The following is a 12,156-nucleotide window of genomic DNA, read 5'->3' as shown; positions in this document are numbered from 1 at the left end:
CGGACCGGCCGGCGCAGCCACTCGGCCACCCGCCCGGCCACCCCCCGGGCGACCCGCCGGGTGGCCCGCCCCTGCAGCAGACCGGCTGACCTGGGCCCATGGTCGGCACCCATGATCGGCACCCATGATCGGCCCCGTGTGGTGGCCCGCGCCTGTCGAAGTGGCGATCGCGGGGCGGGCGATGGCGGAGCCACGGTGTCGTCCCACCCTGAAGTGGGCCCGTGCCCAGTAGGTTCGAGCTGGAGGATCCCGTACCTCACACCTTGGAGGGATTGGCATGTCGGACACCACGCAGTTGGTCCTCTTGATCGTCCTCGGGTTGGTCCTTGTCGCACTTATCGCCTGGTTCTTCGTCTCGGCGTCGCGACGCCGGAGAGTCGAGGATCAGCAGCGGGCCGAAGCCGCAGCGCTCCGGTCCCGCGTCGAGGAGCGACTGCCCGAGATCCAGAACGCCGAGGACCGAGCGTCCGTGACCACAGAGATCGCCCAGGACGCACGCGCAGAGGCGGACGAGAAAGCCGCCGAGGCAGCACGACTGGAGCGCCATGCCGAGAAGCACCGGACCGAGGCCGAAGAGGCCGTTCGGGAACGTGAGTCCATGGAGCGCGAAGCGGATCGGCTGGATCCAGACGTGCGTACCGACGAGGAGGGCCATCGCGTCGACCGGTCGGGGCGACGGCTCGACCAGCCCCAGGAGTCGCAGGCAGAGAGCAACGAGCCCGAGAACACGCAGCCCGACAACACGCAGCCCGACAACACGCAGTTCGGCAACACGCAGCCCGAGAACACGCAGGCGGAGGGGACGGAGCCCCAGAAGGGGGAGCGCGAGAGGCCGGCGCCAGAGGAGAGGGAGCCTGAGGAGCGGGGTGCCTTCGGACGGCCGGGCGGTGCGCCCGGGTCGGTCGCCGCGGGCGTATCGTTGGCCGGCTCAGCCATGGCGGCCGCAGCGGCTGGTCGAGCAGGCGGGCCGCAGCCCTTCACCGATGAGGACGATGAGCCGGACCTGGCTGACGCCGAGAATCCCTTTGCGGGACAGGAAGAGCCGGATACGGTGCCGGTAATGAGTGCGCACGCGATGTCCGTCGAGGGTGAGCCGGAGAACCCGGCGATGGAGACTGGCTCAGCAGAGGATGCCGACTGGGTCAACGGGCCGGTCGAGGACGTCGATGACGAGGAGCTCAGGGCGTCAGCCGCAGAGGAGACCGCCGCCGAGGACTGGATCAACGGCCCGACCGAGGCTGAGGCCGCTGTTGCAGACGTCGCCGCAGCGGGTACCGGTGCAGCGAGCACAAGTGACCCGCGAGAGGACGAAGAAATGGCCAGCGACGACGCCGACTGGGTGAACGGTCCTGTCGAGGAGGTGGACCAGGACGAGATCGATGCCTCGGCGGCCGAAGAGGCCGAGGCGGCCGACTGGATCAACGGCCCGCCGGACGACGAGCCGTCCGTGATCCAAGCCGGTGCGCGCTCGCACGTTGCCCCGGCCGACGCGACGACCCCTGAGCAGGTCTCGGTCCCCGCGCTCGAGGAAACCGACGACGTGCTCGTCGGTGGCGGCACCCCAGACGACGACCCCGGTGATCATCGAGGGCAGCCATGGTCCACAGATCTGGCGGCCGACGCGGGGACTCGCACGGCGTCGGGCACCGGCGCAGCCCAGGAGCCAGCTGTGCCAGCGGGGCTCGGCGAAGAACCCGGCGAAGCGTCCCACGTCGTCGAGAACCCGGGTCCGGTCGAGCATTCGGACGCAGCGCCTCTCCTCGATGACGCCGCGGGGACCGATGAGAGGGACGAGGGGTCGTCCGCGGGGGTGGCCCATGGGAGCGAACCCGTGGCGGCGCGGTCGCAACAGCCCTTCGGGCGCGACGAACCTCTCGACGTGGAGCCCGTTCCCGAGCCGTCGGGATCCGAGGCGCCGCCGCTCGATGAGCCAGAGGCAGCGGAGGCGCCTGAGGCAGCCGAGGAGCACACGGCAACCGACCAGGGGCCCACGCGAGAGCGCCGGATCTCGGAGTACGACGAAGTGCGCGACGGCGGTTACGGCGTGGGATCGGCGGCACCACTTGGCGACGGCGCGCAGCCGCTCGGCCACGCGGTCATGGGGTACCGGGAATCGAACACGTTCGTCGCTCCGGGCGACCCGCGCTATGACGAGGCGGAGCCCGACGTGTGGTTCTTCAACGAGGAGGCCGCGCGGCGCGCCGGCTTCAACCGCGCCGGCGAGTAGCAGTCAACAGAGCAGTTTGTCTCCCTCCACGGCAACACCAGGTCGGCGGAAGGGGGACAAGCTGCTCTTTCGATGTCAGTCCCAGGTGCGGGCGTCGACGATGCCTCCGGCCTGGCCGTCCGGGAGGGACTCGACGGTGCGGACCTCCGCAGCGAAACGCAGCCCCGACCGCACGGCGGAGCGCACGTGTTCGACGACGTCGTCGCGCGCGGTGCCGGGCTCTCCGAGGACGACCTCGCAGGCCAGCTCGTCCTTGTGGTCCACCCGATCGATGACGAAGCGCCACGCGGAGACGCCACCAAGCCCGTTCATGACGGCCGCCGCCTGGCGCGGGTGGAGGAACATGCCCTTGACCTTGACCGCCTCACCAACCCGGCCGAGCACCCCCGCGAGCCGCGCGGAGCCGTCCGCTCCGGCAATCCACGCCGACAGGTCGCCGGTGCCAAACCGGATGAGCGGATACTCGGGACGGATGAGGGTGACGACGACCTGGCCCTCGCCCTCCGCCACCGGTGCGCCCGAGTCGAGATCGCACACCTCGACCAGCACCCCCGGTGCCGGCACCAGCCCGCTCCCGGGACAGGTCTCATAGCCGATGAGTCCGACCTCGGCGGTGCCATAGGCCATGAGCACGGTCGGCACCCGCTCCTGGAGCAGCGATCGGAGCGAGTCGGGCAGCGGCTCGGCGGTGACCAGCGCCTTGTCCAGCTGCCATCGCCCCGCGTCGAGCCCGAGCTCGTCGAACCGGTCGACGAGCGCCTTGAGGTAGCTCGGCAGGCCGACGTAGGCGGTCACCCCGAGGTCCGCGATGGCCCGGGCCTGCAGGTCCTGGTTGCCGATCCCGCCCGGCACGACGGTAGCCCCGACGGCCCGGCAGCCCTCCTCGAACATCGCCCCCGCGGGAGACAGGTGGTAGCCGAAGCAGTTGAGCACCACGTCACCCGCGCCGATCCCCGCGGCGGTCAGGCCAGGCGCCCACCGCCATGGATCCGGGATGTCGAGCTCCGGCTCGTAGATCGGCCCGGGCGACTGGAAGACGCGCCGCACCACCGCGCCCTCGGCGAGCATCCCGCCGAAGGGCGGCTGCGCCTGCTGGCGCGCGAGGACCTCGTCCTTCGTCAGGACCGGCAACCCGGCGAGGTCCCCGGCAGCCAGCTGGTCGACCGACAGCCCCGCCTCCTGCATCCGCTCGGCGAAGGCGGGCACTGCTGACGCAGCCCGGCGCACGACGTCGCCGACAGCGGGGGCGAGCTCAGCGGCATACGCCTCGACTGTCGCGGTGAGGGTGCGTGAACGATCGACCGACACGGGGTCGCTCCTCTCAGAGCCAGCGCTTGCGGCGCTTGTAGTGCTTGACGTCGCGGAAGCTCTTGCGTCCGCCGGACTCGCCGAGGCCGAGGTAGAACTCCTTGACGTCCGGGTTGTCCTGCAGATCCTGGGCGCTGCCCTCGAGGACGATCCGGCCCTGCTCCATGATGTAGCCGTGGTCGGCGACCTCGAGTGCGCGCCGGGCGTTCTGCTCGATGACGAGGACGGTGAGGCCCATCTCCTCGTTGACCCGCTTGATGAATGCGAAGATCTCCTTCACGAGCAGCGGCGCCAACCCGAGAGACGGCTCGTCGAGCATGAGCAGCTTGGGCTTGGCCATCAGAGCCCGCCCGATGGCGAGCATCTGCTGTTCACCGCCCGAGAGGTAGCCGGCCACCCGCGCCCGCATGTCGCCGAGCTTGGGCAACAGGCCGTAGACGTCGGCGAGGTCGCCCTTGGTGTCGATGCGCCCGCGGAAGTAGGCGCCGGAGATGAGGTTCTCCTCGACGGTGAGGTGCTCGAAGACGTGGCGGCCCTCCATGCAGAGCGACAGCCCCAGCTTGACGCGCTCGGCGGCGTCGAGCTGCGTGATGTTCTTGCCGTTGAACAGGATCGACCCGTCGGTGACCTCGCCGTGCTCGGTCGGCAGCAGCCCCGAGACGGCCTTCAGAGTCGTCGACTTGCCGGCGCCGTTCGAGCCCAGCAGTGCCACGATCTTGCCCTCGGGCACCGCCAGCGAGAGTCCGCGGAGCACGAGGATGACGTCGTCGTAGATGACCTCGACGTTGTTGATCGTGAGCAGGTCGGTGGTGGCCGGCCCGGGCGCGCCCGCGCCGGCCACCGCTCCGCTCACGTCGATCGACGTCATGACTCCGGCGTCTGGTTGGCCGCCAGCTCGACCATCTGGCCGGCCTTGACCTCGTAGATGCCGGTGCCGGTGTTGCCCCGGTGCGAGTCGGCCGTGAACTTGACCTCACCCGAGCCCATGACGCCGCCGGTGTCGACGGCGGGCATGGTCTCGAGGGCGGCCTTGATGGCCTCGCCCGTGAGCTCCTCGCCGGCGTCCGCGATGGCCTTCTCGATGCCCTTGGCCATGACGTGCATGGTGTACCAGCCCTGCGCGTAGTGCAGCGTCTCCTTCTCGAGCGAGCTGCCCTTCGACTTGAGGTAGGTCTCGATCGCCTCGTGGCCGGGCTTCGTCGCCGTCGCAGGTGCGATTGGGGAGACGAGGACGTGGCCCTCGGCGTTGTCGGCTCCGGCGGTGGTGATGAACAGCTCGTCAGCACACCAGTTGAGGCAGACGATCTTCATGTCGAGACCCTGGCCCTTGATGTCCTTGGCCACCTGGGCCGCGGGCGACGAGACGTTCTGGATGACGATGTACTTCGCGCCCTGCGCCTTGGCCTGCGTGAGGAGGCCGACCTGGTTCGGCGTCGCCGGCATCGGGTAGGACTTGTAACCGATGTCGAGGCCCTTCTCGGAGACCCAGGCCTGGCCGTCGGCGACCGGTGCTGTCCCGAAGGGGCTGTCGTGGTGGAAGACCGCGACCTCGGCGTGGCCGCCCGCGTCCTCGGCGATCCAGTTGAGCGCGACACGCATCTGGTCGGAGTACGTCGGCGCGGCGACGAAGTTGTACGGCGACTCCTTCGGGTCGGTCAGCGGCTCGGCGTAGGAGGCCGACATGAAGGGCAGCTTGTCCGCGGAGATCTTGCTGCGCATGGCCTCGGTGTCACCCGTGCCCCAGCCCTGGATCGCGACCGCGCCGTCGTTGACGTACTTCTTGTAGAGCTCCTCGGCCGCCGGGACCTTGTAGGCGTAGTCGTTGGACATGGCCTCGATCTTGTGCCCGGAGATCCCGCCCTTGGCGTTGACGTCGTCGATGTAGCCCATCATCCCCTTGTTGTACGGGGTGCCGACGTCGCCGGTGGCGCCGGTGAGGTCGGCGATGATCCCGATCTTGATCGGCGTCTTGTCGCCGCCGTTGGCGGCGCCGGTGTCACCGTCGTCCCCACCGCCGCCGCACGCTGCGAGGGCGATGATCGCGACGGTTGACGGGATGACCGTCGCGAGTCGGGTGCGCAACTTCATGGTTTCTCCATTCATCGATCGCCGAGATGGCGCGGTGCTGCTGTCGTTTTCTTGGGTCGTATGCCGCTGGGCTCGGTCTGCGGGGTGGGCTGGCCGGGTGCCTGGTCGGGTGTGTGGTGGGGTGCCTGGTCGGCACAGCTAGTAGCGGAAGGGCCAGAAGCGGATGTAGTCCTTCAAGCGGCTCCAGATGCGGTCGAGCCCGCGTGGCTCGAAGAGCAGGAAGATGATGATCGCGAGGCCGAAGAAGGCGTTGCGGATGGCCGGGAGCTGGTCGGCGAGCGCGGGCAGGCTGCCCGAGAGCAGGTCGACAAGCTCGGTCAGCAGGGGTGGGAGCAGCCCCATGAAGATCGCACCGTAGACGGCTCCGGCGATGCTGCCGAGGCCACCGACGATGATCATCGCCAGGTAGAGGATGGACACGTCGAGGGTGAAGCGCTCCCACGTCACGGTCTCGGTGTAGTGAGCGGTGAGGGCGCCGGCGAGGCCGACGAAGCCGCTCGACAGGGCGAAGGCGGTGACCTTCGCTCGCGTGATGTTGACGCCGATGGCCTCGGCAGCAATGTCCTGGTCGCGGACCGCCATGAAGCTGCGGCCGACCGTCGTCCGGAAGAGGTTGCGGGCGATGAAGACGACCGCGATGGTGATCGCGAGCAGGAGCCAGTACCACTGCTGCTCGAAGGTGCGCCGCTCGATCTCGAAGCCGAGAACGCTGAGACGCGAGACCTCGATGAAGCCCTTGCCCTCCGTGAGGAAGTCCCACCGCCGGACGACGAACATGATGATCTCCTGCGACGCCAGCGTGGCGATCGCCAGGTAGAGACCCTTGAGCCGCAGGGCCGGCAGCCCGAAGAAGGCGCCCACGGCCGCCGTGAGGATGACGGCGACGGCGATGCTGAGCGGGGCGGGCAGCCCCGAACGCTCGGACAGGATGGCCGAGGTGTAGGCCCCGACCGCGAGGAAGCCGCCCTGGCCGAGCGAGATCTGCCCGGTGAAGCCGACGAGGATGTTGAGGCCGACGGCGCCGATGACCGCGATGAGGATCGTGTTGGCGATGGAGAGCCAGTAGTTGTCGAGGATCGACGGGGCGAGGAGCAGGAGCGCGACCATGAGGGCGAGCCGGAAGTACTCCGCCTTGGTGTGGCGCAGGCGCAGCTCCGCGGCATAGGACCGGTGGTGGATGCCGGTTGCGGTGGCAGTGGACATGCGTCAGACCCTCTCGATCCGTGTCTCGCCGAAGATCCCGTATGGCCGCACGATGAGGATCGCGACGAGCACGAGGTAGGGGACGACCTCCGCCAGGCCGGGGTCGGCGTAGCCGGAGACGTACTGCTTGAGCAGGCCGATGGTCAGGCCGCCGACGATGGTGCCCGGGATCGAGTCCAGACCGCCGAGGATGACGACGGGGAAGACCATGAGGCCGAACGCCGCGATGTTCTGGCTGACCGCGGACAGGTCGGCGAGGAGCACACCGGCGATGAGCGCGCTCAGGGCAGCGAGCACCCACGCGAGGGAGAACACCCTCCTCACCGAGATGCCCATGGTCAGCGCGGCCTGCTGGTCGTCCGCGACGGCCCGCATGGCGACGCCGTGACGGCTGCGCTGGAAGAACGCGGCGAAGGCGACGAGGACGATGGCCGCGATGCCGATGACGATGAGCCGGTTGATCGGCACGGTGGCGCCGAGCAGCTCGATGTTGCCCGTCGGCAGGATCTTCGGCGCGTCGCGGGGCGCCGTGCCGAAGAAGATCTGGATGACCGCCTTGAGGACGGAGGAGAGCCCGATCGTCACCATGATGACGCTGATGGCGGACTCGCCGATGAGCGGTCGCAGGATGAACCGCTCGACGACGACACCGAGGATGATCGCGACGATGACGCCGAAGAGGGCGGCCGCCACGAGCGGCAGGCGCAGGATGACGAACGCCGTGTAGAACATGTAGGCGCCGACGAGCAGGAACTCGCCCTGCGCGAAGTTGATGACGCGGGTGGCCTTGTAGATGAGGACGAAACCAAGTGCCGCGAGCGCCAGGAGGGCGCCGTCCGACAGGCCGTAGACGGTCAGGGAGATGAAGGTGTTCATGCGCGTCCGCTCCAGACGGGTCGGCGGCCCCGGCCCTCGGGAACCCGGAAGGTGGTCAGGTCGACGATGCGCAGGACGATCTGGCGCTCGACCCGGCTGCCGTCCTGGTAGGTGATGAGGCTGCGGATCGTGAGGTCGTCGAGGCCCTCGTCGAGCGCGGCGATGATGTCGGCATAGCGCTCGGAGATGACGTTGCGCCGGACCTTGCGGGTGCGGGTGATCTCGTCGTCATCGGGGTCGAACTGCTTGTGCAGCAGGACGAAGCGCTGGACCCGGATGCTCTCCGGGAGGTCCTCGTTGGACCGGACGATCTCCTCGGCCACGAGGTCGCGGACCTCCTGCTTGCCGGCGAGGTCGGTGTACGTCGTGTAGCTGAGGCGCTCGTGCTCGGCCCAGGCCCCGGTGGTCTGCGGGTCGATGGTGATCATCGCCGTCATGCCGCTGTCGGTGGGGAAGACGACGGCCTCCTCGACGTACGGGGAGAACTTCAGCTTGTTCTCGATGAAGGCGCTCGAGAAGCGGGTGCCGTCCTTCGTCGTGACGACGTCCTTGGCCCGGTCGATGACGACGAGATGGCCGGCGTCGTCGAGGTACCCCGCGTCACCGGTGTGCAGCCAGCCCTCCGCGTCGACCGCCTCGGCGGTCGCCTCGGGGTTGCGGTGGTAGCCACGGAAGACCGATGCAGAGCGCAGCTGGATCTCACCGGCGTCGCTGATCCGGATCTCGGTGCCGGGGATCGGCGTGCCGACGGTGGCGAAGGCGATGTCGTCATCGCGGTGGACGACCGCGATGCCGCAGATCTCCGTCTGGCCGTAGATCTGCTTGAGGTTGACGCCGATCGCGTGGAAGAAGCGGAAGACGTCCGGGCCGAGCGGCGCGCCGCCGGTGTACGCGTGGTCGATCCGGGCGAGCCCGAGCTGGTCGCGCACCGGCCGCAGGGCGAGCTGGTCGGCGAGCCACGCGACGGGGTTGAAGCGCCCGGCCCTGCCGCGGATCCGTCGCTCGGCAACCCGGTCGCCGACGGCGTAGCCCCAGCCGAAGACGGCGCGCTTGAGGCGACCGGCTTCGTCGATGCGCACCTGGACCTCCGACAGCATCGACTCCCAGATGCGCGGCGGCGAGAACATGACGTTCGGGCCGATCTCGCGCAGGTCGCTCTTCTGCGTCGAGGAGTCCTCCGGGAAGGAGAGGGTCAGGCCCTTCGAGAGCCCGCAGGCGATGGCGAGCATCTGCTCGCCGATCCACGCGAAGGGCAGGAAGGAGACGTAGCGGTCCTTCGGCCCGATGGGGTCGATCGAGGTCAGGTGCTCGGCCATGGCGAGCAGGTTGGCGTGGGAGAGCTCGGCGAGCTTCGGCTTGCTCGTCGTGCCCGAGGTCGTGCAGATGACGGCGACGTCGGCTGCCTGGCCCGCGGCCACATGCTCGTCGAGCCAGCCCGCATGGCTCTCCGCCCACTCCCGCCCGGCGGCCTCGACCTCGGTGAAGTCGCGCAGCCAGGGCTCGGTGTACTGCTCGAGGCCGTGCGGGTCGTAGTAGACGACGGTCTCGATGCGCAGCGGGCCGAGCTCACCCGCGGCCGCCTCCGCGCGCAGCCGGATCAGCTTGTCCACCTGCTCCTGGTCCTCGGCGACGACCACCTTGACGTTCGCGAGCGAGAGGATGTGGTGCAGCTCCTCGCCGATGCTCGTCGGGTAGATACCGACGACGGCCGCGCCGATGCTCTGCGCGGCGAGCTCGGCGATGAGCCACTCGGGCCGGTTGTCGCCGATCACGGCCACGATCTCGCCACGCTCCACGCCGAGGCTCCCCAGCCCGTGGGCGAAGTCGCGCACCCGCGACCAGTACTGGGCCCACGTCAGTGGCTGCCAGATCCCGTAGCGCTTCTCCTGGAGGGCGGTCGCGTCGGCCCGTTCGGTGGCGAGGCGGGCGAGCAGCCGCGGGAACGTTTCACCAGAACCCTGGCCGTATGCCGCTGAGCTCGCCACGCGCGTAGCGCGCGCTTCGCTGGTAGCCGGCTCAGCGGCATACGGCATGGTCTTGTCGCTTGTCATCAGTGCTCCTCGGCTCCGAGGTAGGCCTCGACGACCCGGGGATCGCCCTTGACCTCGTCCGGGGTCCCGTCGGCGATGAGGCGACCGAAGTCGAGGACGCTGACGCGGTTGGAGATGTCCATGACGACGGCCATGTCGTGCTCGATGAGCACGACCGTCACGCCGGCGAGCTCGTGGACGTCGAGGATGTAGCGCGCCATGTCCTCCTTCTCCTCGGAGTTCATGCCGGCCATCGGCTCGTCGAGGAGGAGAAGGGACGGCTGGAGGCACAGGGCGCGACCGAGCTCGACCCGCTTCTGGATGCCGTAGGCGAGGGAGCCGACCGGCTTGTGGCGGTGCGCCTGGAGGGAGAGCAGGTCGATGACCTCCTCGACGAGGGCGCGGTGCTCGATCTCCTGGCGGCGGGCCGGCCCGAACCAGAGCAGCGCCGCGGCGACGCTCTTGCTCATGTGGATGTGCCGACCGAGCATGAGGTTCTCGAGCACGGTGAGGTGCGAGAAGAGCTCGATGTTCTGGAACGACCGGGCGACGCCGAGCCGCGCGATCCGGTGCGGCGCCAGCTTCGTCAGCTCGTGGGTGGTGCCGGCTGAGCCGGTTGCACCGCCCGTGTGCAGCACGATGCTGCCCTGCTGTGGGTGGTAGAGCCCGCTGACGCAGTTGAGCAGGCTCGACTTTCCGGCGCCGTTGGGCCCGATGACGGCGTGGATGTGGCCCTGCGTGACGGTGAACCCGACCTCCTGGAGGGCGTGGACCCCGCCGAACCGGAGGCCGATGTCCTTGACCTCGAGCACGGGCTGGCCGGGTGGGACGGTCGAGGAGTTCAGCGAGTGCTGGTACGCCCTGGTGAGACCGGTGGTCACGCTGGGTCCCCTCCTTCGTTGGCGGCTGGACAGGTCGGACAATACGTTTCCACTATCTGGAAACGCAAGACCTCCTTGTGAAATCGTTATTCACGCGGTTACAGTCGGTTTCCGGATCGGAGTGCGATCATGGGATGGACAGGGCATGACAGGGACAGAGGAGACGCGTTGCCGTCGACGGAGCTCGGGGAGCGGGATTCGAGGGGCAGCCTCGGCACGGTCCGCAACGCCGTCACCCTGCTCGAGCTGCTCGGCGAGGGCCCGGCCTACCAGCACCTGACGGATCTGGCGGAGCGCTCGGGCATGTCGGTGCCCACGGTCCACCGGCTGCTGCGTTCGCTCGTGCTCGCCGACCTCGTTGAGCAGGACCCACGCTCGTCGCGCTACAGCCTCGGGCCCGAGCTCGTCCGGCTCTCGCAGCGCTACCTCGCGCGGTTGCCGATCCTCGGGGCACTCGCCCCCTTCCTCTCCCAGCTGCGCGACCTTGTGCGGTCGACCATCGTCGTGCAGACCCTGGTGCGCTCCGCCGTCGTCACGATCGACCGGGTCGACGGCCCGGATGCGGGCCTCTACCGTGAGGCCCACGCCGTCCCGGACGCACTGACGACGGCGACCGGCCGGCTGCTGGGGGCCCGCGCCAGTGACGACGAGTGGAAGGCGATCCTCGAGTCGTGCTCGGCGGAGCAGCGGGCCGTTGCGGAGGCCTCGAGGAACGAGTGGGCGGCGGCGCCCTGGCTCGTGGTCGAGGGTCAGACGTTCGGACCACCCAGTCATGTGGCGGTGCCACTCGTCGACGGCCAAGGTGGCATCCTCGGTGCCCTCGTCGCCACCGTGCCACCGGGGACGTCTCCGGAGGAGATCGAGGCGGTGGCGGGCCATCTGATCCGGGCCGGCGCGGCTGCCGTGAGGACCGTGGGCCATGCCTGAGCCGATCCTGGCGCCCGACGAGGACGCGTGGCGACGGGCAGCCGAGCTCGTCGAGTGGGCGGAGCCGTTCGATGCCGTGTGGGAGCCGCAGGACGGCCGGGCGCACTGGTTCCCGGGCGGCCGCCTCAATGCGTCCGTCACATGTGTGGACCGGCACGCCGCGGCCCACCCGGACCGGGTCGCCATCAGCTGGGAGGGTGAGCCCGGCGATCGGCGTGCCATCACCTATCGAGAGCTCCTCGCCGAGGTCTCGACGCTGGCGCGCGGTCTCCGGTCGATCGGCGTCCGGCCCGGCGACGTCGTCGCGCTCCACCTCGGGCTCGTCCCCGAAGCTGCCGTGGCCATGCTCGCCTGTGCCCGCGTCGGCGCGGTCCACGCCGTCCTCCCGACGCCGCTGCCAGCGGAGGCGCTCGCGGACCGGCTGGAGAGCCTCCGCGCGAAGGTGCTCTTCACCCAGGACGGTGCCTGGCGCCACGGGACGATCCTGCCGCTCAAGGTCCGCGCCGACGAGGCCCTCACGGCCGTCGCGGGCATCGAGCACACCATCGTCGTGCGGCGCACCGGCATGGACGTCGCGTGGTACGAGGGCGACCGGTGGTACCACGACCTCGTCGCG

Annotated in this window: 11 protein-coding genes; 3 read left to right on the top strand and 8 right to left on the bottom strand. The window is 69.5% G+C overall.

Going from position 1 to position 12,156, the window contains the following annotated elements:
• Positions 1 to 384 precede the first annotated feature (384 nt).
• Entirely contained in the window at positions 385 to 936 is a 552-nt protein-coding gene (locus VIR15_RS21205) for a pentapeptide repeat-containing protein (protein ID WP_414654898.1), read from the bottom strand.
• Here VIR15_RS21205 and VIR15_RS21195 point away from each other — a divergent pair.
• Entirely contained in the window at positions 935 to 2,227 is a 1,293-nt protein-coding gene (locus tag VIR15_RS21195) for a sunset domain-containing protein (protein ID WP_524538087.1), read from the top strand. The genes VIR15_RS21205 and VIR15_RS21195 overlap by 2 nt on opposite strands.
• 75 nt (positions 2,228 to 2,302) lie before the next feature.
• Here the strand turns inward: VIR15_RS21195 and VIR15_RS02135 are convergent, their stop codons facing one another.
• The 7 genes from VIR15_RS02135 to VIR15_RS02105 all read right to left on the bottom strand — a co-directional run bounded on the left by VIR15_RS02135 (position 2,303) and on the right by VIR15_RS02105 (position 10,613).
• Positions 2,303 to 3,535 carry a phenylacetate--CoA ligase family protein gene (locus tag VIR15_RS02135; protein WP_331925822.1) on the bottom strand — a complete coding sequence of 411 codons (1,233 nt, stop codon included), beginning with the start codon at positions 3,533 to 3,535 and terminating at the stop codon, positions 2,303 to 2,305.
• Positions 3,536 to 3,548: 13 nt separating this feature from the next.
• A complete protein-coding gene (locus tag VIR15_RS02130) occupies positions 3,549 to 4,403 on the bottom strand; it encodes an ABC transporter ATP-binding protein (protein WP_331925821.1) in 855 nt (284 codons plus the stop codon).
• Positions 4,400 to 5,623 carry an ABC transporter substrate-binding protein gene (locus VIR15_RS02125; RefSeq protein ID WP_331925820.1) on the bottom strand — a complete coding sequence of 408 codons (1,224 nt, stop codon included), beginning with the start codon at positions 5,621 to 5,623 and terminating at the stop codon, positions 4,400 to 4,402. Before VIR15_RS02125 ends, VIR15_RS02130 begins: the two co-directional genes overlap by 4 nt.
• Positions 5,624 to 5,761: 138 nt before the next feature.
• On the bottom strand, positions 5,762 to 6,826 hold the full coding sequence (locus tag VIR15_RS02120; RefSeq protein WP_331925819.1) for a branched-chain amino acid ABC transporter permease: 1,065 nt from the start codon (positions 6,824 to 6,826) through the stop codon (positions 5,762 to 5,764).
• Positions 6,827 to 6,829: 3 nt separating this feature from the next.
• Positions 6,830 to 7,702 (bottom strand): branched-chain amino acid ABC transporter permease, encoded by an 873-nt coding sequence (locus VIR15_RS02115; RefSeq protein WP_331925818.1) that lies wholly within the window; start codon positions 7,700 to 7,702, stop codon positions 6,830 to 6,832.
• A complete protein-coding gene (locus tag VIR15_RS02110; protein ID WP_331925817.1) occupies positions 7,699 to 9,753 on the bottom strand; it encodes an AMP-binding protein in 2,055 nt (684 codons plus the stop codon). The genes VIR15_RS02115 and VIR15_RS02110 overlap by 4 nt, the downstream gene beginning before the upstream one ends.
• Positions 9,753 to 10,613, bottom strand: coding sequence for an ABC transporter ATP-binding protein (locus tag VIR15_RS02105; protein WP_331925816.1), 861 nt, complete (start codon positions 10,611 to 10,613; stop codon positions 9,753 to 9,755). Before VIR15_RS02105 ends, VIR15_RS02110 begins: the two co-directional genes overlap by 1 nt.
• A gap of 168 nt (positions 10,614 to 10,781) precedes the next feature.
• On the opposite strand from VIR15_RS02105, the gene VIR15_RS02100 reads away from it, so the two are divergent.
• Together VIR15_RS02100 and VIR15_RS02095 are read left to right on the top strand one after the other, a co-directional pair.
• Positions 10,782 to 11,540 carry an IclR family transcriptional regulator gene (locus VIR15_RS02100; protein ID WP_331925815.1) on the top strand — a complete coding sequence of 253 codons (759 nt, stop codon included), beginning with the start codon at positions 10,782 to 10,784 and terminating at the stop codon, positions 11,538 to 11,540.
• Positions 11,533 to 12,156: AMP-binding protein (locus tag VIR15_RS02095; RefSeq protein WP_331925814.1), on the top strand; the 624-nt coding region annotated here is incomplete at its 3' end. The genes VIR15_RS02100 and VIR15_RS02095, both read left to right, overlap by 8 nt.

This window comes from Intrasporangium sp. (genome assembly GCF_036566125.1).
Lineage (GTDB): Bacteria > Actinomycetota > Actinomycetes > Actinomycetales > Dermatophilaceae > Intrasporangium.
This window is presented reverse-complemented; position numbering and strand designations above follow the sequence as displayed.